The organism is [Flexibacter] sp. ATCC 35208 (assembly GCF_001975825.1).
Taxonomy (GTDB): Bacteria; Bacteroidota; Bacteroidia; order Chitinophagales; family Chitinophagaceae; genus Chitinophaga.
The window spans coordinates 19590-46132 of record NZ_MTKN01000067.1; the positions used below are offsets into that span (position 1 = coordinate 19590).

The following is a 26543-nucleotide window of genomic DNA, read 5'->3' on the forward strand; positions in this document are numbered from 1 at the left end:
TCACACGTGTTTTATATTTGTGAGCGATAATGCATTTTCCCGGGCAATCTTAAATTCTTCGATTGCCTCCCAATGCATGGTATTCAGAATATTTTCGCATTTGCACCAGCCTCTCCTGGCTAGTGTAACACCCAGCTGCATATAGTCAACTTGTCGCATAATAGCGGCACAACTACCTATAGCCAGGTATACTTTTTTCTCCACTGCTCTCCTCACCCATTCATCGCGCAGGTCCATCCTGCATGGTTGTGCATTTATTTCCAGTGCGGTGTTGGTAGCAGCAGCTTTTTCAAACAGCAGTTCCCAGTTTACAATAGAAGGTTTCTTCTTGCCAATGATCCTGTTGGAAGGATTGCCGATGCAGTGGATATATGGATTTTCACAGGCGGTGAGCAGGCGCTGGGTGATTTCCTTTTCGGTATCATTCAGCACGATACCGGTTACCCAGTCAAATTGTTGTAGCAGAGAACCGGGCAGCGCAGGTGTGCCATCCTGTAAGATTTCTACGGTGAGCCCTTTTTTCAGGAAAGAGAATCCTATCTGTTCGTTAATGCGGTCTATATTGCTGATCCATGCAGCTAATCCTTTCTTGTCCTGAGTATCGCCGTGTGCAGCTGCTACAATGTATTCATAATGAGGAAAGGCATTCATGACGTAATGAGCCGTCGTGGCAATACTGTCATGCAGGTGTTCATCCACATGCATGCGCAGGTCGCCTTTGATCTGGTGGTGTGCCAGCAGCTGTGGCAACATATGTCGTGCTGCGCGACGGATCTCTTTGCCACTTTCCCGCAGTTCAGCAGGAATAAAGGCAATATTGAGGGCATGGTAAATACTTTCTTCGCTGGCACCGGCTACATAGTTGCACATGGTGTCAAACAGGCCTTCCGGAGAAAGGATAAAGCCTTTTTGTTCGGCCAGATCGCTCAGGTGGAGCAGGTGCTCACGACTACCTGTGTAATACAGCCAGCTTGCCCCAAAAGCGGTAGCACCGGCCATCCTGATGTCTAGTTGTGTATTATTGTAGAGTACTACACAGATCCTGTTTCTGCCATGGAGCACGACGTTTTCCACGTGTGGCAACTGCACGATCTGTGTAGTGACCTGTTCGCGGTCAGGTTCTTCCACCTGCAATACCATGTCCAGGTCGCCGATGGTTTCGCAGCCACGGCGCAGGCTACCGGCTATTTCCGCATGTGCAACGCCTTTGACGAGGCGGAGAACACGCAGGATCTCATTGCCTTGCAGCATGGCATCCCAAAGCAGTAAACGGTTGGCGGAAGATTTATGTAATTTGAAACTGCGTTTGAGCAGATCGAGTTTGACAGGGCTGATTTCGCCTACATCGTCCAGTCTGCCATATTGCAGGGCGGTGATGAGTTGATCCCTGTTCTGGATCCCGCAGGTTTCATGCAGTAATTTTACAGTTGATGGGCCAAAACCCTTTATTTCCAGCAGGTCCAGCAGTTCGAAGGGGACTTTATTTTTAAAGCGTTGATAGTGTTGGATACAGCCAGCGTCGAGGAATTCCGTGATTTCGTTTCGGATCACGTCTGTCAGGGCGGTTAATTCCCGGAGGCGGGATCTGAACACTTCAATGTCTACAGGCAGGCGGCGCAGGCAGGTGGCAGCGCGGTCATAGGCCTGGACCTGATCATAATGGTCTTTACCCATATACCTGTAACAGGCAGCTATGTGGTGGAAGATATCCGCAATAGCGACATTATTTGGTGGCGAAGGCTGATAAACATCGGTGTACATAGCAAGGAGGGTTTATACACAAAGGTTCGCATATAAACGCCGGTGGGCAATGAGTATGGTCAAAGGGGAAAATGATAGTTGTCAGGCGCCCGAAATAAGCCTTTCAAAACGGATAAATTCTGCCACGCTCCATGCCTGTGCCACCGTACCTCCCGCTGCATGGGGGGCATCTCCATTATACACTTCGGGAATAGAGTACAGGCAACATTCTTCCAGCGCACTCTCTACATGGCTAAATAATTCCTTCAATTCCTCCTTACCGGCATCTCCAGCTGTCTTTAATACGGCGGCGGCATAGTGCGCCAGTAACCATGGCCACACAGTTCCCTGGTGATAAGCATGGTCACGTTCCAGCTGACTACCGCCATAATGCCCGATGTAATTAGGATCTTGTGGAGATAAGGTACGTAATCCTCTTGGGGTTAACAGTTCTCTTTTAACAATAGCTACAACTGCCTTTTGTTGTACCTCATTTAAAGGTGAATAAGGCAATGCAACGGCAAAGATCTGATTGGGTCGTATGGACCAGTCAGGTATATTTTCATGCACCACATCTGCTAAATACTGGTGGTTGTCATCCCAGAAGCATTTTACAAAACCGGTGGCGATCAGAGCAGGGAATTCACTCCATTCCTGTACAAAAACATTATCTCCCGCATCGCGGGCAGCATTGACACAAAAGCAAACGGCATTGTACCAGAGTGCATTTACCTCTACAGGTTTTCCGGGTCTTTGTGTAATGGGGGTATCAAGGATCACGGCATCCATCCATGTCAGTGCTTTGCCGGGATAAGCCGCACTGATCATACCATCAGGCTCCATGTGAATATTGAATGCGGTACCATACCGGTAATGATACAAGATATCTTTCAGCAGATCGCCATATATGTTCCAGACAGCAGCGGCGCCTACCTCGTGAATGGCGTATTGCTGCAAGGCCCATACGAACCACATGGAGGCATCTACAGTGGCATACTTGCTTTCATCTCTCAGATTGCCCGTATTGGGCAATAATCCGTCTTTTAAGAGCACGCGAAGCAATGACATGATACTTGAGAAGGCGCCTGGATTTCCGGCTAAAAAAGTCAGTCCTGGCAGCGAAATACAGGTATCTCTTCCCCAGCTGCCAAACCAGTAGTAACCAGCTTTGATACTTAAACCACCTGAAGTATGAATGACAAACTGGGAGGCAGCTTTTAGCAGATATTCTTTTGTAGTTTGGGGTACGGGCTTCGGCGCTCTGCATACCAGTTGTTGGCGCTCCGTGATCGCACCTGAAAAAATCACAGCAAGACCGGGGTGTAAGGTGACTTCAAAATACCCGGGACTGTATAGGTCTTCCTGGTATTCATATCCTCTTTCCTGTTCTATGGGATATTCTACATTGTAGTACCAGTAACCGGCTTCTTTGAATACTGCATCTCCGGTCATTTGTAAAAAGAGGGATGAATACTGAGGGTATAGCTGCATACTGATGCCGTCGTTTATATAGTGCACGGTCTTATCTGCGTGTTCATCAGCCCTGCGTACCCAGTGCATATTTCTGAAAGCTAATAAAGGGTGTAAGCGCAAAACAAGAGGGCCGTTGGCTTTCGTAAGTGTATAACGGATCGTTAAACTGCCTTCATCATCTATTTGCAATTCCTTACTTATAGTATTCTCTCCACATTCAAATGTCCAGGAAGGTATGGGCTGGGCTGTAAACGAAGCCATATACTGTGGCCCATCCGGCGCATAGATGTTTGGGTATTTATGAATGCTAAGGTCGTAGGTGTGATCGCCATCAATTAGAGTTTCGTCCAGACTGGCGAGCAGCACATGATGGTCTTCGTCAATTTGGGGTTGCAGGGCTACCACCAGGCCGTGGTACTTGCGGGTGTTACAACCTGCGATTGTACCAGCCGCATAGTTTCCTTTTGCGGCTACTGCGAGAAATTCTTTGCTGTTGGAAAAAGCCAGGTCGTTCAGTTGTGAACGGTCATAAATCGTGCGCATGGTCTCCGTTTTGTAATAAAGATCTTTAATACGTGTATTGTACGTTGAAATCAGTTAATTGCGCTGGCATTGTGCACAACATTCTGCATTCAGGCAATCGTAATACTCTTATCCAGGTACACGTCCTGTACATTTTGAATCAGTTCCACCCCTTCAGCAAAAGGTCGCTGAAAAGCTTTCCGACCCATAATAAGGCCAGTACCTCCAGCCCGTTTATTGATAACTGCTGTCTTAATTGCTTCTGCGATATCCGACTCACCTGCAGATCCACCACCAGAGTTAATGAGCCCAATCTTACCCATATAACAGTTAGCCACCTGGAAACGACACAGATCTATCGGATGCGCGGTTGTCAGCGCCTCATACATCGCATCATTGAATACACCAAACTTCAAATCCCTGAACCCAAAATTAGTGTCCGGCAATTTCTGTTTAATAATATCCGCCTGTATGGTCACCCCAATATGGTTCGCCTGACCTGTGAGATCCGCAGCGGTATGATAATCTCTTTCCGGGGTTTTAAAGGCAGCATTCCGGGTATAACACCAAAGAATAGTAGCCATCCCCAATGCATGAGCCTCCTCAAAAGCAGCTGCGATTTCCTCAATCTGCCGGTCGCTCTGTTCGGATCCAAAGTAAATGGTGGCGCCTACGGCAGCTGCCCCCATATTCCACGCTTCGCGCACGCTGCCAAAAAGCACCTGATCATACTTGGTAGGGTAGGTCAACAGCTCATTATGATTCAGCTTTACGATATAAGGGATCTTGTGGGCATACTTGCGTGCATGCAGGGCCAGTGCCCCGATGGTAGAAGCGACAGCATTACACTCCGCTTCAATCGCGAGTCTTACAATATTCTCCGGATCAAAGTAAATTGGGTTCTTATAAAATGAATAAGCGGCAGTATGCTCGATGCCCTGATCTACCGGCAGGATACTCACATACCCGGTATTGGCCAATCGCCCATGCCCATAAATACGCGCCAGGCTATTTAGCACCGGGGCAGGCCGGTTACTTTCAATGAAGATCTGCTGCCAGTTGCCGGGGTGGACAATATCCTGTGCGGTGATCTTTCCGCAAATGTGTTCCAGTAAGGAGGCGGCATCATCGCCCAGATATTTGGAAATAGTTAACATGGTGTAGCTCATTTATAATTGTCCAAATCGCACAATTACCATGCCCACGGGGGTAAAAATTGTAAGATGTACAAATGCACCGATATAACGTTCACCATTTATCAATATTAACAAAAAATAAAAAGACCATCTCAAAACTGAGACGGTCCCCCTTTACAATCAAACTACTTATTCAAATCTTATAGTACGCTTTGCATTCCCTTTTCAGCCATACCAATCATCTGTACGATTTCTTCTGCTTCCACATCATCATCTTCATCCAGGTCGCTCAGTGAGAAGCGGATGTTACCCTTACCGTCGATGATAAATTTAGAAGGCAGACCGTTCACTTCAAACAATTTAGCCACGCGGCTGTCGGTAGTACTTCTCAGGTCCATCAGGGCTCTGAAAGGATAGTTGTTTTCCATCATGTACTTAGCTGCTTCAGAAGTTGCCTTTTTAGGATCTCTTTCTGTTTCGAAGCTATGAACGAACAGGAATACAACGCTGGTGTCGTGTCTGAACTTGTTAAATACTTTCTGCATTACAGGGAAAGATTTCTTACAAGGTGTACACCAGGTAGACCAGAAGTCCAGCATCACTACTTTACCTTTGAAGCTATTCAGCGTAACTTCACGGCCTTTAACGTCGGTGAGTACGAAGTCAGGAGCTGGTCTTTCCATCAGTTTAGAAGCGATAGACTCCTTCATACGACGTTTAGCCACACCGCTGGTAGAATCTACGAACATAGCATATTCACCTTCGTCACCATACATGTCCAGGTAGATTTCCTTCGCCACGTCTCTCAGTGCAACTGTGCTGGAAGATTTCAACATTGCATGCTTGATGAGTTCAAAAGCTTCTGCTTTCTTACCCATACCGGACAGTGCCATGATGTATGGTTCCTGTACACGGGTGAAGGAACTAGGATCGTGCTGCTCATACAGTGGTTTTACAAGCTCGAGGGCTTCCCTGTACGCACCTTTTTTGTTCAGCACTTTAGCTTTCGCAATTGTATAATTGGTATAGTTAGCAATAAAATCAGGGTTAAATGCCTGTGAATCACCTTGTTTCTGGATGAATTCCATGGTGTCCATGTTAGGCTTTAACAATGCCAGTGCATCGTCGAACAGACCTGCATCAGCCAGCTTTATAGCAGCGCCGGTAGTGGCAGCGTTTTTGTAGCCTTTGGAGGTCATAGATTTAATCATCTCCTTTACTTTCACTGGTTGCTGTGCTTCTGCCATGCTGATAGCGATAGAATACCTGGCCTGGTCATACAACGCCGTATTCAAACCGGTATCACTATTTGGATAGTCAGCACGTACCTTGTTAAAAGCGGAAATCTTTTTTGATAAATAGGTTTCTTCCAGTACACCACTGCTCAATTTTTCGCCAATCGGATTGTTCAACAGAGACTGCGCATTTACCTGCAAAAACGCAGCACCAAGAAGGCCCATCAGGAATAAAACTTTCATCTTCATGAGTTTTTATCTGTTTAAATTAACATTTAACTTTTCAGGCAATAAATTGCCCTGCCCCTTTTAACGAGGCTATCGTTAGTTAATCAGTAAACGTGTTTGATTATTATATATAAACAGGGGTAGATCGCCTCCTGTTACTTTTCCATCAGTCTTCACATTTCGTTCGATCGGAAAAGCGACGCAAAGTTACAACCTCTTCTATTCAAAACAAGCAAAATAATACTACTTCTTATCATCAAAATGATTGTTAACAAGGTTCATATCCATTAAATTTTAATGCAAATAGTTACTTTTCAATATATTATATTATTTGCATTAGCAACCACTTATATTAGAAATTAACAAATATTAACAGTTTTTTAGTTATTCGATTTAGCATATATGAGAGGATAGTATCAGCGAAGGGAATAATAGTATCTAAACGACCTATCTATTTGGGGTGGGCGGGGGAAATTGGGATTTTGGGGTAATAAGTGATTGGAAATCCAGTAATTATTTTGGAAAAATGGGGGTTGGGGTGGGTAGCAACTATTTTGCAAAGCCTACATTTAATGTTGTTACCCTGTAGCAACATCTCGCCGGTTTCTTTTCGCCGGGTACAACAATGCGCCATGGCCCTTTGTCTACAGGCAGCGGTTGACCATCGCTTTCATCCGCCAGAATTACGACCTTATCAGTGAAGGCTGCATCCAGTTCAGCAAGAGAAAACACCACAGCATATCCGTCTGCGCATGTCACCAATAAATATTTAGAAAGGTTTGCGCCCCGTAGCTGGGCGCCGGTAGTTACACCAGCCTGGGTTAAGATCTCGGCTACAGCCACGCCTTTGTAGGTATGGTCCTTGCCGTCTTTGTCTTTGGCAGTAACGGTGGTCCTGTTCATCTTTGCAAGATCATCTTTTGTCAGGTTTAGTTTTTTGGTGACTTCACCAGTGACCTGGATGGTTTGTGCTTTTAATTGTTGGAGGAAAAAAAATGCAAAGAGGAAGCAAATGGTTCTCATATTTATCTACCGTTTTAGTAATTGCTGGTTACTGGCAGCGCTATCAATATTCAGACTTCTATAGCAAAAGAAACTTTATCTACCGTTTTAGCAATTGCTGGTTGCTGGCAGCGCTATCAATTTTCAGACTTCTATAGCAAAAGAAACTTTATCTACCGTTTTAGTAATTGCTGATAATCTTCCGCAGTATCAATATCCAATGCTCCCAAAGGAAAAGATACAATCGCAATATCCCCCGTTGACTGACGCAAAATCTGCCGTATCCCATCCTGACCATTCAGTTCCTTTAAAGCAGGAAAATAATCGCTCCCAAATAACACCGGGGTACCAATAGTATTTTCATAGGTAGCTCCTACAATCCCCTTCCCAGTTACTATCTGGTGCTGAATTAGCTGCCTGAGCAAACCGGCATTTACAAACGGCTGATCACAAACCATAATGATAATATTGGAAAGCTCCGGATGCAACAATTGCAATTCTTTCACACCAATACCAATAGAACTACTCATCCCTTCTTCCCAATGATCATTTTCCACCACCTCAATGGGAAGCTCACGCAGTGCCTCTTCCACAAGATCCGCATTGGCCCCGGTCACCACCATCACAGGCGCATCTACCGCTGCAATGGCCTCTTCACCCATTTGCCGGATCAGGGTCCTGCCCTGGTAGCGCAATAGTTGCTTTGGCTGTCCCAGGCGGGAAGAATTTCCTGCTCCCAGTATCAATACACCATAACTGTTCATAACTTAAAAAATTTTAAGTATCAGGGGAAAGGACGCTCACAATTTAAGGAAAAAAAAATAGGAGACCACAATTGCATCATAAGGGTTACAGCCTGCTGGCAAGCTGAAGGCTGATAGTCCAAATGCTGCGTATGATCTCCTAGTAAGCTTATGAAAAAAGCAATGTACTATAGTAAATGCATAGCACATGCCAATTAAGGCAAACCATTAATTTTCAGTGATTTATCTAGTGCTCTGTCTGCTCAATAATTCCAGATTTGGGAAATTCTGTGTAAATAATGGAACGGGTTTACGGCTCATCCGCCCGTTCTGTCTATCGAATAGCTAATTTCGTCTATTAAATATAACGCGTTTCAGGGAAAATCATTTTTGTTTTGAATAAAAATAATACTCACAAAATTATTGTTACTCTCAAAAAACTTTCCTAGATTGAGTATACTATAAAAAACATATTGTGAGCCCAGATAGCAGAGAAGCCCTGTAATTATTATTAATATCTAAATTTCTATCATCAGAAACGACTACCTGGAATGGAAGCTATTCGTGTAGTTTTAACATTTTCAAAATAAATTGTCAGTCATAAAACCCTTTACTTTTTATTCTAAACCTTTTATCAAATGTCAATTATTAAAACCCTGTAATTTTTATTCTAAACCTTTTATCAAATGTCAATTACTAAAACCCTGTAATTTTCATTCTAAACCCTTTTATCAAATGTCAACCACATAAACCCTGTAATTTTCATTCTAAACCCTTTTATCAAATGTCAATTACTAAAACCCTGTAATTTTCATTCTAAACCCTTTTATCAAATGTCAACCACATAAACCCTGTAATTTTTCATTTCTCATACTAATAATCAAAAACACAAATCGAAAACGATGAAAAAGTTAGCGTTTCTTCTGTTAGTGCTTGCTGCAGGCACCACTATTGCTGTTGCCGTAAAGGCGGGCCAGTCCAAAAGAGCAGCATACTGCCATTGTGAACCAGACCTGACCTGTAATTCCAGCGGTGCGTGGGGTATCAAAACTCAGATCTGCCCCTGATCTACGTTTCACACTCATTTATGCTGTTTGTTAAGAGGGTGTGAGCAACACCCTCTTACTATCTATTCTATTTTATGAAAAGAAATCTTTGGATCCTATCCGCACTCTTTTGCAGTGCATTTATCATTATGTATATACTCGTACGTGGTGCCGAACCGGATAGAATTGTTGCAGGTGTCAGCCGGATGTACAATCATTATCAGCTGGAAACGATTGATACCATTGCGTTTCCTGGCAGGGTGAGTATTATGCGGGCTAACGGCAATGACATCTACGGGTATGTATATAGCCAGAAAGCCGTCTTCAGATATAATACAGTAAGTCAGCAGCTGGATACTTTTTTTAACGATGGTGTAAAGCCATTATCTATTGTTACGAGAATAGAAATTTCGGAGGATGGGAAGATGTTTTATTTGTTTGATGAAACACAGGAACATATTACCCTCTATCAACCGGCAAACAAACAGATCGACAGTACAGGCATAGCTGCTTTCCTGACACGAAAAGGTACTCAGCTACATTTTAAGGATAGCACCATCCGGGAATTCACGCACTTTGAAGATGGTGGTTTATCTGCCGATGGCTTCTTTGTGAATGATGCCCGGTACCAGTTTTATGTTTCATTTTATAATAGTGATATTATAAAGTATGATGTTTCAAAAGGTGTTTCACAATCTTTCCAAACCATCGATCAATCACCACCTATCAATATCGCGGTGCCAACCGGCAATATTTATTCCCGCTCCCCAAAAGCGATCATTATCAATTCTACGGCTACTGCCGATGCAGCACATTTGTATGTTCTCTCTTATGTGCTCTCTCAGGATGCCATCAAAAGTGATTACAGGGGGCCTGCGGTAGATGTTTACAATATTGCTGACGGTAAGTATACAGGCAGCTTCCGCCTGCCGGGATTCCAGAATAAACCTGTGTTGCAGATGGCTAAATGCGGTGATACCCTCATCGCTGCTTATGAGAGAACCATCTTACGATTTAAACTGTCTGATCAATGAAAAAGAAATAATTACTATTACTAAAATACAGCGCCCCCTCATCGCTGCTTATAATAGACCCATTTTACGATTCAAACTGTCTGATCAATGAAAAAAGAATACGCTGTCATCACCATCGTAAGTTTACTAGGTTTACTATTTATGTACGCTGCTGTTGTAAAAGCAATGGACTACGGCCTCTTTCTAGCCGATATGAGTAAGTCTCCCCTCTTAGTAAAATATGACAAACAATTATTAGGTCCGGGAGTTTTAGGAATTGAGTTTTTAATTGTAGCCTTACTGAGTTTTGCTGCTACGCGCAAATCTGGGTTATTTCTCTCTTTCTTTACCATGTTATTGTTCACGTTGTACCTGAGTACGCTGTATTTCTTTTATACAAATATCCCCTGCTCCTGTGGAGGGATATTAGGCAAAATGTCTTACCCGGCTCACATCGCATTCAATGCCGGGTTCACCCTGCTGGCGGCCACCGGCGTATTGTTGTATAAAACGAACAATGCAAAATGAGATCAATTAGCCAATGCCTTTATTTCATCCTCTGTAAACACCCTTGACCGTATATGAAACCTTACGCCCAAAGGTATCTCCAGCGAAAAACTACTTCCCCTGCCAGCAATTACATCCAGTGTGAGCTGCGTATGTTTCCAATATTCAAACTGATCACCACCCATATAAAAATTACAGCCGGCAACGTTCCCCAATAATACATCTGACTGTCCCACCTTAAACTCTCCCTCCGGAAAGCACATAGGCTGAGACCCGTCACAACACCCACCACTCTGATGAAACATCAGCGGCCCATGCTGTTGCCTAAGCTTCTCAATCAGTTCTATTGCGACCGGTGTGGCCAGAATTCTTGCTATCATTATAAAATCAGATAATAGATTAAGGGCTGCTCCCATCCGGGCAGCAGCCCTCTTGTCCACATGATCCCTATTTAAAAAAATCCTAGTTTTTGCTTGCTATAAGAAATGAGCATATTTTTGGTCTGACGATAGTGATTCAGCATCATCTTATGTGTTTCACGACCAAAACCAGACTTCTTGTATCCACCGAATGGTGCATGCGCCGGGTAAGCATGGTAACAGTTCACCCAAACACGGCCTGCCTGTATTGCTCTTGGCACCTGGTACAGCTCATGCGCGTCGCGGGTCCATACACCGGCACCTAATCCGTATAATGAATCATTGGCGATCGCAATCGCTTCCTCCGTTGTTTTGAAAGTAGTGATGCAGCTTACCGGGCCAAAAATCTCTTCCTGGAATACGCGCATCTTATTATTTCCTTTCAGCAAAGTAGGCTGAATGTAATAGCCGTTTTCCAGACCACCGTTCTGTTTATATGCGTCTCCACCTGCCAGCACTTCCGCTCCTTCCTGTTTGCCGATATCCAGATAGCTCAGGATCTTCTGATACTGGTCTTCACTGGCCTGGGCCCCCATCATCACGGTCGGATCCAGCGGGTTTCCCATCTTAATCGCCTTGGTACGTTCTACTACTTTCTTAATAAAGGCATCGTAAATATGTTCATGCACCAGGATACGGCTGGGGCAGGTACAGACTTCGCCCTGGTTCAGTGCAAACATGACCGCACCTTCCACCGCTTTGTCCAGGAAATCATCATCTGCATCCATCACGCTTTCAAAGAAGATATTCGGACTCTTGCCCCCCAGTTCCATCGTTACCGGAATCAGGTTTTCTGATGCATACTGCATGATCAGACGTCCCGTGGTCGTTTCTCCTGTAAAGGCCACCTTGTTAATCTTTGGAGAGGATGCCAGTGGTTTACCTGCTTCTACCCCAAAACCGGTTACCACATTCAACACTCCTTTTGGCAGTACATGTCCGACTAATTCCATCAGGACCATGATACCGGTAGGTGTCTGTTCCGCTGGTTTTACCACTACACAACAACCTGCAGCTAATGCGGGGGCTATTTTCCAGGCAGCCATCAGCAGCGGGAAATTCCAGGGGATAATTTGTCCGACTACACCGATTGGTTCGTGCAGGTTGATACTTACCGTAGTCTCATCATGTTCACTGAGCGAGCCTTCTTCACTCCTGATCACACCTGCAAAGTACCTGAAGTGGTCTACCACCAGTGGCAGGTCAGCTGCCTTGGTTTCGCGAATAGGTTTACCATTGTCAATGGTTTCTACGGTAGCTAGGTAGTCGAGATTGTCTTCAACGATCTGGGCGATCTTAAGTAATAAATTACTGCGATACGCTGCGGCTGTTCTGCCCCAGGTTTCAAATGCTTTATGTGCGGCGTCGATAGCTTTGTCAATATCCTGGGCATTGCCACGGGCCGCCTGTGTAAAGGGTTTGCCATCTATCGGAGAGATATTATCAAAGTATTCTCCGCTCGAGGGTGCTACCCATTCTCCATTGATAAAATGATCGTATTTCGATTTAAAAGCAGGGCGTTCCGCCACGTTTGGTGTGGGAGCCACGGCGACTGTGTTGCTCATACGGTGGAATTTATTTCGTGAATTAATATTGCTAATATCAGGCATATGGGATTGACAGGGGGAGATTTTTGTACTTATTTATAGCACGATTGTACTTTATTAAAAAGGATATTAAAAAGGCTACCTATCGGAGTAAACCAATCCGGCAAAAGCTTTAACATATTCTTCCAGAAAAAATAGCTTATCTTACTTATAGTACTAACAAAAATGATTTTATCATGCAGGTTAAAAATCATTTAAACCACGTTGCACTTTCCTCGTCGCGCGAGCTCCATACTTTGGTAGAAAACAGAAGGATCTTTAATCTCAAAAATTGTGAGCTGAACATCTTCGAAAGCTATGAGCAGGCTCAACACGTGCCCCTCACCTTCCACGACCTCGTTATCACCTCTATGGTGCGCGGTCACAAAGTGATGCACCTGATGGACCGTCCCTCGTTTCACTACCTTCCAGGCGAAACTGTGATCGTACCTCCCAACGAAACTATGATCATCGACTTTCCCGAAGCGAGTCTTGACAATCCTACACAATGCATTGCACTCGCCGTAGACGACGCGTACCTCAGGGACACCATTGAATACCTTCACTCTTATTACAATATAGGAGACGATAAAACCAACTGGCAACTCACCTTTAATAAATACCACTTCGAAAACGATGATCAAATCACAGCGCTGATCAATAAGCTCATTAGCGTATGCAGTAGTGGTGACAAGGCCAAAAATATTTACGCAGACCTGCACCTGAAAGAATTGCTGATCCGGTTGATTCAAAGTCAGCACCTGGAACAATCGAATTCATCGCTTCACAGCTCGAATAATCAGAACAGGATGCAATATGTGCTCCATTATATACAGGAACACCTTACAGAAAAAATCGCCGTAGATGCCCTGTGTCGTAAAGCTTACCTGAGCAGAAATCTCTTTTTTAAATGGTTCCGGGAACAATTCGGTATTACTCCGTTGGAATATATAACCAGGGAAAGAGTGAAACTGGCAAAACAGCTACTGTCGCAGCCCTCGCAAAATTTAAATACTGTCAGTAAACAATGTGGATTCAGTGATGTAAATTATTTCGTAAGGGTGTTCAAACAGTTGGAAGGTATTACTCCAAAAGCGTATCAGTCCTGTATTATTTGATGTGAGAATTTATAGCCGGTTACTCAAACAACTTTATCCAGTTCAAAAAGCCATTTCTGCTCCCACGGGGAAAACTACAGCCAGTTGCGCAAACATGGCCTTCACTTTGGTATCTGTCAACTGGCGACTAATATCCGCCAGTCTGGGTATGTTCAAACCATTCTCTTTTAATACCTGGTTAATTTCATGCAAGCTCCACCCCTTCTCTCCCGAACACTTACCCGTAATCTCCAACGCCAGCGTGTGTTGCAATAACCGGCATACAATATCACTGATCATCTCCGTCTCATAAATATTTAATGAATCCGGATCCAGCCCATTATACAAAGCAAATATCCGGATAGCATCATCAATATTCACTTCCTGCAGCTCATACGGAATGGTTTCCTTTATCCGCTCCCGCGAGGTAACGATCACCGTCCATTTATGCTCCGTCAGGTAAGCCAGTAGTGCGGGATCAGCAGGTGCATTGTCCATACACAACAACTTATCGCCCCCCATATTCACCAGTTTCAGCAACACATCATGTACACTGGTCAGCTGCCAGGTATCCATGAGTACTTTGAAATCATTTTCCAGCCACAGTGCATGCTGATAATACGGCTGCCCCATCAAATTGAGCCGCCGGATCGCCGCATTAAAAAACTGCTTCAGTAAAGCCGTTTTCCCAATACCCGCCAAACCACTAATACAGACCACCCGGTTCGAAATACCCGCGAAAGTATTGATCGCATCCAGGTCAGTCCTCCTTCCTTCGAATAAATCTTCAGTAGGGGCAGTGGTTATTAAAGAAGGTATCGACATCTTGTGCTGTTAGATAAGAAAATTAGTTTTTGCCATCCTGCGGCATCACAATTCCATTGTGCGCCATCCGCATCAGGCCGGAGAGTTGTTGAATTAATGCAGGCTGCGCTGTTAACAAGGCTACCAGTTCCTGTTCTGCACCTTCCTGTATGGTCTGGTCAGTCGGAGATTTTCGAAGCGCGGCTATAATTGTTGCAGAAAGTCTGCTACTAATCCATCTTGACAAAGGAGTTTCTATTGCGCCACCTACTTTCAGATTAGCACTAAGGGCATTAACAGCACCGGCAGCAAGTTCTGAGATAGCTTGTTTATCCATGACAAATGAATTATTGATACTACAGGTGTTAAAAGTAGACTATCTATTCTCACGAACGAGTTAATGAGAAGTTAACACGCAAATAAAACTACATTTACAGTACATGAAAAGATCATTCCACCTACTACTCTACTGCATTTTTCCGTGTTGCGTGTTCGCACAAAAAAGGCTTCAGATCCAACACCTCAGCAGACACGTGTATACCTACGTTACCTGGCATGAAAATGACGGTGCACAGTACCCCGCTACCGGTATGTACCTGCTAACGGCCAAAGGTGCCGTCATCATTGATACCCCCTGGGATACGACCCAGATAAGGCCGCTCAGCGACAGCATTCAGCGCAGACATCATCTGCCTGTATGAATGGTGATTGCCTCCCATCATCACGGGGATCGTGCAGGTGGTTTTGATGTGTACAAAAGGATGGGGGCTAAGACCTACTCTACTCAGTTAACATACGATCTTTACGAAGAATGGGCATCCACACTAATCTTAATCACTACTTTCCTCACCGCTACCGGCTGGTCAATCTTTATATTCGGCATATGCAGGTCGGTGGGAAAAAATATAGCAAACATTCCCTCTTTCAATACAGAAAAGAACATCGGTTTTTCTGCAAACAACATATAATCCGCCTCCGGATCATACGCCTTTGAGGGCTGATGACGCAGCATGAAATCATGGCCTACCAGCTCCTCCCCTTTTACCATGTATTGAATATCGATATACTTCCTATGCGATTCCATCTGTTCTCCCGCTGCATCCACCGTGTCATATTCATTTACTATAGCAAAAATGTCTTTCCCATCTATCTCGTACTTCCCTTTCTCCACCCTACTGAAATCAGTAGAGAGTAAATATTCAAACGCACGGGCGAACTTTGGCCCTAAAAACGCATACCTTGAGTATTGTGCCAGTGTATCCAGTATCATAATTTAAATTTCGGGTGGAAGATAATCAAAACCGTACATCATTCGTACCAAAAGCGGACACTTACGCCCGAACACTCATCACAATGTATTGATTTACAGCGTACATTAATTTTGGCATTTTCTTAGTACGCCACCTGAACAAATAAAGATCTGCATGCTGAAGAATTATTTAAAGATCGCCCTCCGGAACCTATGGAAGCATAAAGGCTTTTCTGCCATCACCATTTTTGGCCTGGCTATCGGACTTGCTACCTGCCTGCTCATCACTCTCTTCGTGACGGATGAACTGAGTTATGATAAATTCAATGCAAATGCAGACAGGATCTATCGCCTGGATGCGGACTTCCTGATCAATGGCACTATCTTTCATGAAAGGAATACGCCTGCAGCATTTGGGCCTTCCCTGAAAAGGGATTTCCCACAGATAGAGGAATTTGTGCGGTTTGACAACCAGGGTAAGGCACTGGTTAAAAAAGCAGAGGGAGAAGAAACCCTCATTGAGGAAAATACCAGCTTTGCAGATCCTGGCGTTTTTAAGATCTTTTCATTACCATTCATCGTGGGCGATCCGGCTACAGCACTCTCACAGCCCAATACGCTCGTTATCTCCGAGCGGATGGCACGGAAGTACTTCCAAAGTACCGATGTACTGGGAAAGACCCTGAAAATGGATAATACGACCTTTTATACTATCACCGGGGTGATCCGGAATACCCCTTCCCAGTCTCATCTTCATTTTGATATGATCCGTTCTATGGGTCACCGCACAGATGATATGATGGACAGATGGCTCAGCAATAGTTATACGACCTATATACTGGCAAAACCGGGTGTGTCTGCCTCCCGGATACAACAGATCATCAATGAAGGTACCAGGCGATATATGGAACCAGGTCTTATGAGTTACCTGGGAGAGAATTTCGCCCAGCTGGAAAAACATGGTGGTTACTTCCGCTACAATGCCATTGCGTTGAAAGATATTCACCTCCGCTCTACGAATAATGACGAAGCGGAACCTGGCGGGAACATCACCTACGTGTACATCTTTATCATTACGGGTGTATTGATCTTACTCATCGCCTGTGTGAACTTTATGAACCTGAGTACGGCCCGTTCTGCAGGCAGGGCCCGTGAAGTTGGGGTCCGCAAGGTATTAGGTTCTGAGAAACGTCACCTGGTTTTCCAGTTTATCAGCGAGTCTGTCTTAACAGCATTTTTTGCTTTGTTGATAGCTGTGATCATCGCCGCTGCTTTATTACCTTATCTCAATAACCTTTCTGATAAATCCATCAGCCTACACTGGACCCATCTCACCTGGATAATGCCGGGGCTTATTGTCACCTGTTTGGTAGTGGGGTTACTGGCGGGGAGCTATCCTGCTTTCTTCCTCTCTTCTTTTGAGCCTGTGCAAGTGTTGAAAGGCAAGTACTCCAAAGGGATGAAAGGTAGCTGGCTGCGCAATGGCCTGGTGGTATTTCAGTTTACCGCTACGATATTAATGCTGGTAGGTACACTGGTTATTTTCAAACAATTGCAGTTTATCCGCAACAGTAATACCGGTTATAACAGGGAGCAGGTATTGGTATTACAGAATATCGGCGCACTGTGGAACCATGCAAAGAGTTTTCAGCAGGAGGTCAAACAGATTCCGGGGGTCGTGAATGCCACCATTACCAGCTCGCTACCTACGTCTGAGTACAGAAATACCAATTCTTATTCAAAAACGCCGATGGCGGGAGATGGCAAGTTAATGGCGCTGGTGGAGTGGATGGTGGATGCCGATTATATTCCGACCATGGATATGCAGGTTGTAGGTGGAAGAAATTTCTCTCCACAGATGCCGAGTGATACCAATGCGGTGTTGCTGAATGAAACGGCCGCAAAGGTATTAGGATATGAAGATCTCAAAGACAGGTATTTGTATAATGAAGGTCAGTTCCATGTGATCGGCATAGTAAAGGATTTCAATGCAGGGACGATGAAGAGCAAGATTCCACCATTGATTTTCAGATTGGGTGAGTATCGTCAATATATGGCAGTTCGTATTAAGAGCAATGACCTTACCGGGGTGCTGGCACAGATCAAAGATAAATACCAGAACCAGCAGGATATGTCAGGGCAACCTTTCAGATATACCTTTATGGATGATGACTTTGATCACATGTATAAAGCGGAAGAGCGTACCGGCCAGGTATTCACCATCTTTGCAGTACTGGCGATCATAATTGCCGCCATGGGTGTATTTGGTTTAGTGACTTATGCGGCGGAACAACGGGCCAAGGAAATTGGTATCCGCAAGGTATTGGGAGCTAGTATTTCAGGTATTGTGACGCTGTTGTCAAAAGAGTTTTTAAGGCTGGTGATTGTGGCGATACTGATTGCAACACCGCTTTCTTATGTGCTGATGAACCGCTGGTTGCAGGACTTCTCATACCGTACAAATATTGGCTGGATGGTGTTTGTGATTGCCGCGCTGGTGGCAATTGGTATTACTTTGCTGACGATTAGTTTCAGGGTGATAAAGGCGGCGCTGGCCAACCCGGTGCATAGTTTAAAGGCGGAATAAAATATTGCATGATGACTTCAATTGCAGTTTTCCCGAATCCACTTCATCATTAATGTCTATACCAACCCCTGATTTGTCCGGATCAGGGGTTTCTTTTTTACATTAGGCTGGGGATGGGCCAGATGGAAAGGTGCCGGTTTAAAGGCCTATGGCAGGAACGCGACGTTTACAAATGAGTGCACCAATTGTCACCGGCCCCAGAAAAATAAGAATTATGGATTCACTTTACCGATGGTTATATTTTAAGTATCGCTCAGGGGAACAGTTTATATCTTGAGCCGGAGATGGATCTTTTCCATTCTGCCCACAATCCAGATCACCATAAAGGCTATTGCAATACTTCTTAAGATCCCACCTACCCCATTATTTAAGTATGCTGGAAAATGAAAATGCACTAATAACATCAGTGAATATAACAGGTATGGAATGAGATAACAGGTCAATGTACTGGTCCCAGCAGGTTTGATAAACGAAAACCAGTGCATCTTACCTTTCAGATCTACTAACCAGATCATAATTGCAAATACAACCGTGCTGATACCCGCACATATCAATACCCATGAAGGTGTAGACCTGATCTTTGAAATCCCTTCTGTATAAGGTCGTACGATCAAACCAATCACTATAGCCGCTACACCTATTCCAATTAACAGGGGAATTGATTTTTTAGGGATACTGGAAATGACTACGCCGGCCATGATCAATGTAATGGAAGACGCGTCTCCTATTACAGGTATATCCACTAATAATACCCCACTATGCTTTGCAAAATTGATCCCTAAAAAAACGGCCAGCAATACTATTAATGCAGGAAATTTCCCCTTCACCAATAAAAAGACAGTCGCACTCACCAGGTAAGCCCAGCCTATAATACCTAATATTCCCCACCAGGATGGCCGCATCCATTGACCGCCTTCCCCTTTGTACAAGGCAGCCATGGCTATGAGTAATGCAATTCCTAATCCCTGCAACAGGTATTGTTTCTTCTTATAATCCAGCCAGATCAGAAAGAATCCTACAGTGATCAATATCTCCCATATTGCATACGGCAGGATGGCCGCTTCGCTATTATAACTTTCCAGGTTCACATGAAAAAAGCCCATCACGATCAGGGCCAGTGAACGGGTTAAAATATGTGTTTCTGTTTTGATAAATGACTCCTGCTTCGCGATCCGCTTGCCAATGGCAAATGGGATCGACAACCCGACAATAAATAAAAAGGCAGGGAATACCGTATCAGCAAACCCCATTCCATCATCTGCAGCTTTGGTATGTTCTATCCAGGCAGGGATGTTAGATACCCCACTGACATCGTTGACGAAGATCATAGCCAGCATGGTGATGGCACGGAAGGCATCGATAGATAAGAGACGTTGAGACAAGTTTTTCATAATCGAACATTACATAACAAAATAGTAAATTTTATTTAATTATCCTCCCTCTCAGCTTATAATATACTATGCCCAATTTAATAAAAGGTTGCTTCCAGTACCACCTGGAAGCAACCTTGGACTTTAGACGTTATCATACACTTCTACATCCTCATCTCCTGCTACTAACTCTTTGTACGGGGTTAGGATACAATCTGTTCGTCAGCAGGCAGGTGTAGGAATTTCATCTCTACTATCGCTCCGTTGGTTCCTTTGCGGTATCCATTGATGTAACCCCATTCAAGGAGTTCTCTCATATAACGGAAATACGTTCTCCGGGAACCAAGATTAGTTTCATCCATCATTTCATATGACTTGATGTGGAGAACGGGGTTGTCATGCTGTTCATGCCATTTCAACAAGAGGTTGAGGTACAATATAACATGATGAGGTTTGATGTTTTTGTCTGCCATTCTAAGTTTCCAGAAGGCAGGAAGTTGTATGTATAAATTAAAGTGAGTGTTCATGGAAGATGCGATACATCGTTAATAAATGGATTACTAACAATACGAGGCGATTGCATCTTCGGGTCTTCGGTATACTCGGCCACGGCTGCATATGCAATCGGTCGTCACCAAGTATGGAATGACTAATGGGTTAAACATAGGCTTTTTTCGAAAGGTTAATAATGATTGAAATAACGGTAATTTACTGCAATGGGAAGTACAGTGTGGAGAGCCGCCCAACTAAAAATCTGACTACTTCGTCATACATTATTTTCCTACGGGGCAAAGTAAAAGTTTATTCTTTTTGGGAAAGTATTAAAAATCAATAATATCCTCAGCCTTTTAAATAGGCGCCTAAGCTTATTATCCTGGTAAACAAATATTTTTCTTTACCAATTCTCCAATATTATTCATATCATATTTTTTCAAAGAATCAATGATGGTTCCCCCTTTCACCCAAAAGGTTTCTCCTCAACCATCAGACTGCAATCCATTCTTCTCAAGAAAGAGAATAGATTCTCGATGATCTATATCAAAAACAAACAACTCAATATTGTGACAATCGCTTAATGAAGCTAATAGGCTATTCAATTGGACGCGACTCTGACTCCACGAAGCATACAAAAATATTATTCCCTGTTTTATTGCAGAGATATCTAACTCAAAATCATCTATCCTAACCTTTGAGTAATTAGATAAAATGCTATTTAACAATTCTGATTTCATCTCATCAACTTATTACTAACCTCCCAATTGATACGAGGGATAAATTTAATTTCAATATTTTATGTTGTTCACAATGTAGGTAATAAATCTTTCGATTCCTGAGTTTTTTGCTGCTTTTGGGACCACCCTCTGCTTTTTCTCTTTCAAGTCATTGACAGCCTACAAAAACTACTCACTTTTTAATATTTTTTTACTGATTTTATCAGCCATATTCAACACGCTACTTTTCGGTAAAAGTCTATTGAATAATTTAAGCATAGGAACATTCGGGTCAGCTGAGTATTCTGTTTTACCTTTGTTGATTGCGTTAATCGTTTTGTTTGCAAAATCCTGCACATTCATACCTCTTGACGTAAATCCTAATTTTTTAGGCATTTCAGTTTCAACCTGAGACGGAAGAATTTCAACAACATTGAAATTTGTACCTTTCAGTTGTTGTCTTATCATTTTTGTAAATATACTTAACCCTGATTTAGACGTAGAATACAAACCTAAAACAGGAAAAGGAAAAATTGCAATAGTAGAAGTAATATTTACAATTACGTTGTTTACTGACTTGTTTGCCTGACCTACAAATTGTTGTGTAATAGCGATAGCACCGGACAAGTTTGTATTTATCTTTTCAAAAATCTGAGCAGATGACAAGGCCGATTTTGTAATGTCCCATTGCTCAACGACACCTGCGTTATTGAACAAAACATCTAAAACAATTCCGTCTGTTTTTATTCTTTTAAAAAGTTCGTCAATTTCGTTGGCGACAGAAACATCAGCAACATAATATGACACATTCGTATTTGCAGCGGCAACCTTTTTCAGTTTATCTTCATTCCTTCCGCAAATGATAATTTTGTTGTCGTTTGACAACTTGTTTGTAAGTGTTTCACCAATTCCCGACCCACCGCCAGTAATTAAAATTGTTCTTCCTTTCAACATAATTTTTCGTTTTGAATTGTAAATGTAAACCCAATGGTATACTTTTGCAAGTAGTTACAACAAAGTATACTAATAACCAAAAAGTTACTATTATTAGAAATCAGATAAATAAAACGAAAATAAACATGGAAAAATGTGTAAACAATTTTGAATCATTACAATTCATCTTGCAGGTTTTGGGTGGAAAATGGAAATTGCACATTCTTTCCATACTGTATTTTGGTAAAAAACGGTTTAAGGAATTGGAACGGGAAATAGAAGGTATTTCAGCCAAAATGCTCATCAAAGAATTGAAAGATTTAGAAGCCGCAGGAATTGTAAACCGACAAACATTTAATACTGTTCCAATAACAGTTGAATATAGTTTGACAACAGGCGGCTTAACAATGAAACCCCTGCTTGAACAAATGAATGAATGGGCAATAAAATTTCAACAGACAAAATAAAAAACGCAATCACTAATATAGTGTTGACGATAAGCGAATGAACGGCTACGATTCAACTATAGTACAAAGTTAAACTGAAGTTATTTGATTGAACTTTTGTGCAAAACTGAACTTTGGTGCTTTGATTTCTGCCACTATATCTTAAAAACACCTCAATTGGGTTAATCAGAATCAATAAGAAGAGGTTGCATCATATCTTGAGACGCAACCTCTTCTTATTGGTATGATACTACACTCTTAAAACATTCACCGTATACTCCAATAATTCAAATCTGGAAATTCCTGGATATCTTTATCACTCATTGTCTTCATTTTCTCCATAAATTCAACAGCTTCATGTAGTAGTTTTTTAAGTTCTCCAAAATCAGTTCTGGCTATCTTTTTAAAAAAAGTTTTACGCCCTTCAAAATTAACTGGCTCATAGATCCTAATTACAAACACATTATTCTCATTAAACAGATCATCTTTGTCTCCATACCAAGCAATAGTGAGGAAAAACTCATATTGTCTAAAAAGAAAATCCAAACCTCCTATCTCACTATCTAACAGAAAATCCTGAGATTCGAGAGATTGATTTTCATCTAAAACAAATGGAGAAATAAACGTTGCATCATAGACGTCAACACCAAAATATTTCATAAAATTAATTTTATTTATAGAATTACCCATTTAGCTCTCGTAAAGTTAAAAATAAAGGAGCAGCAGCAACCATCCTGGATAAAAGTTTGTGCATTATACTGCCCAAATGATTTCTTCTGTTAAATCGGAAATGAAATTCATTTAAGTATGCCTGCATATGATTCTCAGAAACACGATGATGAATGCCTCTTAACCAACCTTTAAAATTCATGATATGAGTATGTAAATGAGGAAAATTTTTGCCATTACCGGATTCTACCTGCTCCAATCGTGGAAATATATTCTTTAGAGGAGCATAAGCTGCCCAGCCATCTGTCACTACCCGTGATTTTTTATCGATGTGTTTTTCCATAAATGGCTGAAACGATGTAGAGCTGTAATCCTCTATGCATTGGGCATACGCTCTGCCAGTCTTTCTATTTCGGCATACTTTTTCAACTGCTATCAGGATAATTTTTCGATCTCCTTTAGCCCGACCTTGATTCCCTTCTTCCTTGCCACCAATCACAAATTCATCTACCTCTACACGACCTTGTAATGGAAACTGTTCACTACTTTGCATGCCCTCCTGCACTTTGTGCTTAAAATACCAGGCACTTGTTTGACGGATGCCATATTCCCTGCTTATTTCGCAACTTGACATCCCCTTTTTACTTACACTCAAACGGAAACAAATCTGAAAAGCTGTCAGCAAACTGAATTTTACTTTATGAAACAATGTCCCTGCAGTGGGAGACTCATTATAATTGCAAGCCTGACAACGTCTATCAAGCCACCTTTTACCTTTCCACCACATTTCTCCACCACACTTCTTACAACGAAACCCTTGCTGCCACTTCAACTCTGCAAGGTATTGTAAACACGATTCTTCATCTGGAAAATGTCTTTGAAAACTTTCAATTGTGATGCCCCTAAACATAGTTTTTTTATAAAGCTATGATAGCACTACGCCGCATATTTGCGTAACGACCCGTAAATGGGTAATTCTAATTAATTTTATTTATTTACTTTCTTGCTGTGACCTCTATCATTAAAAATAAATTTTAAGTTATCGTGTAAAATTATTTAAGTTTGCGAACATTTTTAACCCGAACAAAAACCAATTGTTTAACTCATGAAACAAATATTCTGTAAGCTAGCTGCTGTTAGCCTATGTTCATTGCTGTTATTTTCCTGTGCCAAAAATGAAAATAACCTGGATCCTTTGATTAAAGAAACTTCTAATGAGAAAGAGACTATTTCTTACCATCTCACAAAAGAACAGTATGATTTTTTGAATAGTGTATTCGAAAACGATAATCGTAGGGATAGCTTTTTCACCGTGCTAAAAAACAATTCTGCAAATTAACAGGGACATCAGCAGCTAATACATTAGCTGCCACAACTACTGGTAATGCAAGCCTACCAGAAAACTCGCCGAACTGGGGTGAAGATTATTTTGAAGCTGGATTGGGCACAATGTCTGGTACAGTTGGCGGATTAACAGAGAATCTTAGATATGATATAAAAGTCAGACTTGCTTTTAAATCCCGCCCGGTCGAACTGTATTTAACACTTCCTTTTAGATATAATGCCCATGTAACGTCACAGCCTAACGCTACTCAGGCAGAACCAGTTACACAACTACTTGTAGGTAAGAATATTGGAGCTCTTGAGGTGCAAAAAGCACCCATTCTAAATGTGCTAACTGGTTCTTATAAATTCTTTGGAAATGCATCTGGAGATTTAGTTGAAAAAAGAACTATGATATACACTTCTGACGGCAACGTAATTGTTAAAGGTGGAATAAATGCTGCTGGCGTAGAAGTCGGAGCAGAAATAGCCAATGGTGTTAAAGTTGAGAGTACTTCAAATGCAATTACAAATTATGGATGGAATTTGGATTACACGGCTAATTTCTGGCCCAATAATGATCCATTAAATCCAAATGTAAGTTGGAATGCAACAGCTATTGCTCGTGGAGCCATAAATTAATCATGTACTTCCGATGAAAAAAATCTGGACAATATTTGTAATTACGTTGCCATTTATTGGCTCTTGCCAAAACAAAGAGAAATTGAATGTAACGGCAAAGTACATTTCATTATTCTTAAGAGATACCTCGGGAAAAGCATTTTGGCGTCCAATCCGAGAAACGCCCGCAGGAGACTTTAAATGCTATGAGAATGAGAATGGAGACTTGATTGCAACATTTAACAAAAGCGATCCACCTTCCAGATTCATTAATGAAACCAAGAGTCACCTTGAAGAATTAGCTAAAATTCCGAAAGAGATTTGTGGGTATAAATTTAAAGGGGTGTATTATATAGAAACACATCCCGCAGCTCTTTCACATGTGTTCTATTATGATGAAAAAAGGCCAAATGACCTTGTATTTGTCAGATATTTAGTAATCGGTCAAAATTTGTTATCTGTGAATTTCTATTCAGATAAACAGGACAACCCTTTAAAAGAGGCGAATATTCAATTTTAATTTCATTTCCTTAATTACGGTAAAAGCCGTCTCTTATTATTCAGAGACGGCTTTTGTTATTTGTATTCCATTGCAGGCTTCTTGACTTTATGGTTCCTAGGAAACTTTCTACCAGTTCTAATACTTTCACATGTTTTAAGAAGTATATCATCATACTATAATCCAGATCCAGAATCTTTCCAAAAAAATCGTTAAGCTCACGCTGAATTGATCGCATCATACCTCGGCTTATAAGTACTATGAGTTCTTTGAATGGGAGTTTAAGGTTCCGGGTAAATCCTTTTTCCCCGTCTTTGTTACGGTTCTTGTATTGAGCATCATCAATCAGTTTTACTATATGTTTAACTACTTTTGTCCTATAATCCTTGTTCGCTTTTTCAGTAAAACAAATTTACTGATCTTGTAGCCATTTTTAACTACTTTTCGATGAAATTTGCTTAACTAAACGACATTGGAGTGAATATAGTAATTATGTACAAGCTAGAAAACAAATTGATTCTTATGTTGCAGAAATGAATTTTCAGGTTAATGTAGTAGAAATTGGTATCCTTGGAAACAACTATAAAGGAACCTTTAGAAAAGGATCTAATAGCTTCCTTGATGCACCTGTAGTTAATGGAATGGTACTCGAATCACGCAATGGCCTCTACAAGTTTACCTATACAGTTGGTAATCCCAGGACCGGACTGATTTATTATCAGGCCGAAAGTGCGAAACCACAACCTTGTAATCGGCAGATAACAATGCAGAGTTTTCGGCAACAATGGTACATTATTTTCGGCAGCAATGATACCTAAAAAACGGCAGCAATACTGCAGAGTGAGGTAAATGTATTATTTATTTGTTTGTAAGCTCAAAAATTGTTTTCCTATTTTCCAGTCTGAAGCTTTTTCCTGTTAGATTTATTACTTCACACTGGAATAATAATCTGTCCAGTAAGGCGGTTGCCAGTACCTCATCATTGAGCATAGTAGCCCATTCTGCGGGGTTATTATTGGTAGTGATGATAAAGGCTGTTTTTTCATAGGTACTGTTGAAAAAATTTAAAAAATGAGACAGCATG

Annotated in this window: 28 protein-coding genes; 10 read left to right on the top strand and 18 right to left on the bottom strand. The window is 42.1% G+C overall.

The window, feature by feature from the left end:
• The 7 genes from BW716_RS29070 to BW716_RS37110 all read right to left on the bottom strand — a co-directional run bounded on the left by BW716_RS29070 (window position 1) and on the right by BW716_RS37110 (window position 9164).
• The gene (locus BW716_RS29070) at window positions 1-1761 is read right to left on the bottom strand and encodes a hypothetical protein (protein WP_083729580.1); all 1761 of its coding nucleotides are present in this window, start codon (window positions 1759-1761) and stop codon (window positions 1-3) included.
• An 81-nt stretch (window positions 1762-1842) separates the two neighbouring features.
• The gene (locus BW716_RS29075) at window positions 1843-3756 is read right to left on the bottom strand and encodes an amylo-alpha-1,6-glucosidase (protein WP_083729581.1); all 1914 of its coding nucleotides are present in this window, start codon (window positions 3754-3756) and stop codon (window positions 1843-1845) included.
• An 89-nt stretch (window positions 3757-3845) separates the two neighbouring features.
• Entirely contained in the window at window positions 3846-4892 is a 1047-nt protein-coding gene (locus tag BW716_RS29080; RefSeq protein ID WP_083729606.1) for a class I fructose-bisphosphate aldolase, read from the bottom strand.
• Window positions 4893-5071: 179 nt separating this feature from the next.
• On the bottom strand, window positions 5072-6349 hold the full coding sequence (locus BW716_RS29085) for a TlpA disulfide reductase family protein (RefSeq protein WP_179091320.1): 1278 nt from the start codon (window positions 6347-6349) through the stop codon (window positions 5072-5074).
• 534 nt (window positions 6350-6883) lie between these two features.
• Window positions 6884-7357 carry a molybdopterin-dependent oxidoreductase gene (locus BW716_RS29090; RefSeq protein WP_083729583.1) on the bottom strand — a complete coding sequence of 158 codons (474 nt, stop codon included), beginning with the start codon at window positions 7355-7357 and terminating at the stop codon, window positions 6884-6886.
• A 152-nt stretch (window positions 7358-7509) separates the two neighbouring features.
• Window positions 7510-8100, bottom strand: a complete 591-nt coding sequence (locus tag BW716_RS29095; RefSeq protein WP_083729584.1) for an NTP transferase domain-containing protein — start codon at window positions 8098-8100, stop codon at window positions 7510-7512.
• 905 nt (window positions 8101-9005) lie between these two features.
• A complete protein-coding gene (locus BW716_RS37110) occupies window positions 9006-9164 on the bottom strand; it encodes a hypothetical protein (protein ID WP_179091321.1) in 159 nt (52 codons plus the stop codon).
• 56 nt (window positions 9165-9220) lie between these two features.
• On the opposite strand from BW716_RS37110, the gene BW716_RS29100 reads away from it, so the two are divergent.
• A complete protein-coding gene (locus tag BW716_RS29100) occupies window positions 9221-10159 on the top strand; it encodes a hypothetical protein (RefSeq protein WP_143709098.1) in 939 nt (312 codons plus the stop codon).
• An 87-nt stretch (window positions 10160-10246) separates the two neighbouring features.
• Window positions 10247-10666, top strand: a complete 420-nt coding sequence (locus BW716_RS29105; RefSeq protein ID WP_083729586.1) for a MauE/DoxX family redox-associated membrane protein — start codon at window positions 10247-10249, stop codon at window positions 10664-10666.
• Window positions 10667-10668: 2 nt separating this feature from the next.
• On the opposite strand, the gene BW716_RS29110 is transcribed toward BW716_RS29105, so the two are convergent.
• Window positions 10669-11025 (bottom strand): DUF779 domain-containing protein, encoded by a 357-nt coding sequence (locus tag BW716_RS29110; protein ID WP_083729607.1) that lies wholly within the window; start codon window positions 11023-11025, stop codon window positions 10669-10671.
• Window positions 11026-11096: 71 nt separating this feature from the next.
• Entirely contained in the window at window positions 11097-12629 is a 1533-nt protein-coding gene (locus BW716_RS29115) for an aldehyde dehydrogenase family protein (protein WP_083729587.1), read from the bottom strand.
• 218 nt (window positions 12630-12847) lie between these two features.
• Between BW716_RS29115 and BW716_RS29120 the strand changes: the two genes are divergently transcribed.
• The gene (locus BW716_RS29120; RefSeq protein ID WP_083729588.1) at window positions 12848-13768 is read left to right on the top strand and encodes an AraC family transcriptional regulator; all 921 of its coding nucleotides are present in this window, start codon (window positions 12848-12850) and stop codon (window positions 13766-13768) included.
• Window positions 13769-13810: 42 nt separating this feature from the next.
• On the opposite strand, the gene BW716_RS29125 is transcribed toward BW716_RS29120, so the two are convergent.
• Together BW716_RS29125 and BW716_RS29130 are read right to left on the bottom strand one after the other, a co-directional pair.
• On the bottom strand, window positions 13811-14572 hold the full coding sequence (locus BW716_RS29125) for an ATP-binding protein (protein WP_083729589.1): 762 nt from the start codon (window positions 14570-14572) through the stop codon (window positions 13811-13813).
• 22 nt (window positions 14573-14594) lie between these two features.
• Window positions 14595-14888 (bottom strand): hypothetical protein, encoded by a 294-nt coding sequence (locus tag BW716_RS29130; RefSeq protein ID WP_083729590.1) that lies wholly within the window; start codon window positions 14886-14888, stop codon window positions 14595-14597.
• A gap of 103 nt (window positions 14889-14991) precedes the next feature.
• Between BW716_RS29130 and BW716_RS29135 the strand changes: the two genes are divergently transcribed.
• A complete protein-coding gene (locus BW716_RS29135) occupies window positions 14992-15252 on the top strand; it encodes a hypothetical protein (RefSeq protein ID WP_143709099.1) in 261 nt (86 codons plus the stop codon).
• A 101-nt stretch (window positions 15253-15353) separates the two neighbouring features.
• Here the strand turns inward: BW716_RS29135 and BW716_RS29140 are convergent, their stop codons facing one another.
• Complete coding sequence (locus BW716_RS29140) at window positions 15354-15821, bottom strand: YhcH/YjgK/YiaL family protein (protein WP_083729592.1); 468 nt, start codon at window positions 15819-15821, stop codon at window positions 15354-15356.
• Window positions 15822-15975: 154 nt separating this feature from the next.
• Between BW716_RS29140 and BW716_RS29145 the strand changes: the two genes are divergently transcribed.
• Window positions 15976-18387, top strand: coding sequence for an ABC transporter permease (locus BW716_RS29145; protein WP_083729593.1), 2412 nt, complete (start codon window positions 15976-15978; stop codon window positions 18385-18387).
• A gap of 81 nt (window positions 18388-18468) precedes the next feature.
• The gene (locus tag BW716_RS39220; RefSeq protein WP_083729608.1) at window positions 18469-18633 is read left to right on the top strand and encodes a cytochrome P460 family protein; all 165 of its coding nucleotides are present in this window, start codon (window positions 18469-18471) and stop codon (window positions 18631-18633) included.
• 20 nt (window positions 18634-18653) lie between these two features.
• Here the strand turns inward: BW716_RS39220 and BW716_RS29155 are convergent, their stop codons facing one another.
• The 3 genes from BW716_RS29155 to BW716_RS29170 form a co-directional block, all read right to left on the bottom strand.
• A complete protein-coding gene (locus BW716_RS29155; RefSeq protein ID WP_083729594.1) occupies window positions 18654-19778 on the bottom strand; it encodes a DUF5009 domain-containing protein in 1125 nt (374 codons plus the stop codon).
• 182 nt (window positions 19779-19960) lie between these two features.
• On the bottom strand, window positions 19961-20230 hold the full coding sequence (locus BW716_RS29160; protein ID WP_083729595.1) for a hypothetical protein: 270 nt from the start codon (window positions 20228-20230) through the stop codon (window positions 19961-19963).
• A 927-nt stretch (window positions 20231-21157) separates the two neighbouring features.
• Complete coding sequence (locus BW716_RS29170) at window positions 21158-21922, bottom strand: SDR family NAD(P)-dependent oxidoreductase (protein WP_083729597.1); 765 nt, start codon at window positions 21920-21922, stop codon at window positions 21158-21160.
• A 125-nt stretch (window positions 21923-22047) separates the two neighbouring features.
• On the opposite strand from BW716_RS29170, the gene BW716_RS29175 reads away from it, so the two are divergent.
• Window positions 22048-22368, top strand: a complete 321-nt coding sequence (locus BW716_RS29175) for a helix-turn-helix domain-containing protein (protein WP_083729609.1) — start codon at window positions 22048-22050, stop codon at window positions 22366-22368.
• Between the two features lie 246 nt (window positions 22369-22614).
• On the opposite strand, the gene BW716_RS29180 is transcribed toward BW716_RS29175, so the two are convergent.
• Both BW716_RS29180 and BW716_RS29185 read right to left on the bottom strand, forming a co-directional pair.
• Window positions 22615-23007 carry a hypothetical protein gene (locus BW716_RS29180; RefSeq protein WP_143709100.1) on the bottom strand — a complete coding sequence of 131 codons (393 nt, stop codon included), beginning with the start codon at window positions 23005-23007 and terminating at the stop codon, window positions 22615-22617.
• A gap of 22 nt (window positions 23008-23029) precedes the next feature.
• On the bottom strand, window positions 23030-23926 hold the full coding sequence (locus BW716_RS29185; protein ID WP_083729599.1) for an IS1595 family transposase: 897 nt from the start codon (window positions 23924-23926) through the stop codon (window positions 23030-23032).
• Window positions 23927-24121: 195 nt separating this feature from the next.
• Between BW716_RS29185 and BW716_RS37115 the strand changes: the two genes are divergently transcribed.
• The 3 genes from BW716_RS37115 (at window position 24122) to BW716_RS29200 (ending at window position 25480) form a co-directional block, all read left to right on the top strand.
• Window positions 24122-24355, top strand: a complete 234-nt coding sequence (locus BW716_RS37115) for a hypothetical protein (protein ID WP_083729600.1) — start codon at window positions 24122-24124, stop codon at window positions 24353-24355.
• A 110-nt stretch (window positions 24356-24465) separates the two neighbouring features.
• A complete protein-coding gene (locus BW716_RS29195) occupies window positions 24466-24981 on the top strand; it encodes a hypothetical protein (protein WP_083729601.1) in 516 nt (171 codons plus the stop codon).
• Window positions 24982-24994: 13 nt separating this feature from the next.
• Window positions 24995-25480 (top strand): hypothetical protein, encoded by a 486-nt coding sequence (locus BW716_RS29200; protein ID WP_083729602.1) that lies wholly within the window; start codon window positions 24995-24997, stop codon window positions 25478-25480.
• A gap of 837 nt (window positions 25481-26317) precedes the next feature.
• Here the strand turns inward: BW716_RS29200 and BW716_RS29210 are convergent.
• Window positions 26318-26543 (bottom strand): ATP-binding protein (locus tag BW716_RS29210; protein WP_083729604.1); only part of this gene is annotated, 226 nt, incomplete at its 5' end.

Excerpts from the sequence above, each read along its gene's own strand:
- BW716_RS29145 (WP_083729593.1), top strand. The coding sequence starts at position 15,976 with ATGCTGAAGAATTATTTAAAGATCGCCCTCCGGAACCTATGGAAGCAT.
- BW716_RS29180 (WP_143709100.1), bottom strand. The coding sequence starts at position 23,007 with ATGAAATATTTTGGTGTTGACGTCTATGATGCAACGTTTATTTCTCCA.
- BW716_RS29160 (WP_083729595.1), bottom strand. The coding sequence starts at position 20,230 with ATGGCAGACAAAAACATCAAACCTCATCATGTTATATTGTACCTCAAC.
- BW716_RS29195 (WP_083729601.1), top strand. The coding sequence starts at position 24,466 with ATGTCTGGTACAGTTGGCGGATTAACAGAGAATCTTAGATATGATATA.
- BW716_RS29070 (WP_083729580.1), bottom strand. The coding sequence starts at position 1,761 with ATGTACACCGATGTTTATCAGCCTTCGCCACCAAATAATGTCGCTATT.
- BW716_RS29125 (WP_083729589.1), bottom strand. The coding sequence starts at position 14,572 with ATGTCGATACCTTCTTTAATAACCACTGCCCCTACTGAAGATTTATTC.
- BW716_RS29170 (WP_083729597.1), bottom strand. The coding sequence starts at position 21,922 with ATGTTGAAAGGAAGAACAATTTTAATTACTGGCGGTGGGTCGGGAATT.
- BW716_RS29095 (WP_083729584.1), bottom strand. The coding sequence starts at position 8,100 with ATGAACAGTTATGGTGTATTGATACTGGGAGCAGGAAATTCTTCCCGC.
- BW716_RS37115 (WP_083729600.1), top strand. The coding sequence starts at position 24,122 with ATGAAACAAATATTCTGTAAGCTAGCTGCTGTTAGCCTATGTTCATTG.
- BW716_RS29175 (WP_083729609.1), top strand. The coding sequence starts at position 22,048 with ATGGAAAAATGTGTAAACAATTTTGAATCATTACAATTCATCTTGCAG.
- BW716_RS29135 (WP_143709099.1), top strand. The coding sequence starts at position 14,992 with ATGAAAAGATCATTCCACCTACTACTCTACTGCATTTTTCCGTGTTGC.
- BW716_RS29075 (WP_083729581.1), bottom strand. The coding sequence starts at position 3,756 with ATGCGCACGATTTATGACCGTTCACAACTGAACGACCTGGCTTTTTCC.
- BW716_RS29115 (WP_083729587.1), bottom strand. The coding sequence starts at position 12,629 with ATGAGCAACACAGTCGCCGTGGCTCCCACACCAAACGTGGCGGAACGC.
- BW716_RS29090 (WP_083729583.1), bottom strand. The coding sequence starts at position 7,357 with ATGAGAACCATTTGCTTCCTCTTTGCATTTTTTTTCCTCCAACAATTA.
- BW716_RS29200 (WP_083729602.1), top strand. The coding sequence starts at position 24,995 with ATGAAAAAAATCTGGACAATATTTGTAATTACGTTGCCATTTATTGGC.
- BW716_RS29085 (WP_179091320.1), bottom strand. The coding sequence starts at position 6,349 with ATGAAAGTTTTATTCCTGATGGGCCTTCTTGGTGCTGCGTTTTTGCAG.
- BW716_RS29110 (WP_083729607.1), bottom strand. The coding sequence starts at position 11,025 with ATGATAGCAAGAATTCTGGCCACACCGGTCGCAATAGAACTGATTGAG.
- BW716_RS29120 (WP_083729588.1), top strand. The coding sequence starts at position 12,848 with ATGCAGGTTAAAAATCATTTAAACCACGTTGCACTTTCCTCGTCGCGC.
- BW716_RS29080 (WP_083729606.1), bottom strand. The coding sequence starts at position 4,892 with ATGTTAACTATTTCCAAATATCTGGGCGATGATGCCGCCTCCTTACTG.
- BW716_RS29155 (WP_083729594.1), bottom strand. The coding sequence starts at position 19,778 with ATGAAAAACTTGTCTCAACGTCTCTTATCTATCGATGCCTTCCGTGCC.
- BW716_RS29185 (WP_083729599.1), bottom strand. The coding sequence starts at position 23,926 with ATGTTTAGGGGCATCACAATTGAAAGTTTTCAAAGACATTTTCCAGAT.
- BW716_RS29130 (WP_083729590.1), bottom strand. The coding sequence starts at position 14,888 with ATGGATAAACAAGCTATCTCAGAACTTGCTGCCGGTGCTGTTAATGCC.
- BW716_RS29100 (WP_143709098.1), top strand. The coding sequence starts at position 9,221 with ATGAAAAGAAATCTTTGGATCCTATCCGCACTCTTTTGCAGTGCATTT.
- BW716_RS37110 (WP_179091321.1), bottom strand. The coding sequence starts at position 9,164 with ATGAGTGTGAAACGTAGATCAGGGGCAGATCTGAGTTTTGATACCCCA.
- BW716_RS29140 (WP_083729592.1), bottom strand. The coding sequence starts at position 15,821 with ATGATACTGGATACACTGGCACAATACTCAAGGTATGCGTTTTTAGGG.
- BW716_RS29105 (WP_083729586.1), top strand. The coding sequence starts at position 10,247 with ATGAAAAAAGAATACGCTGTCATCACCATCGTAAGTTTACTAGGTTTA.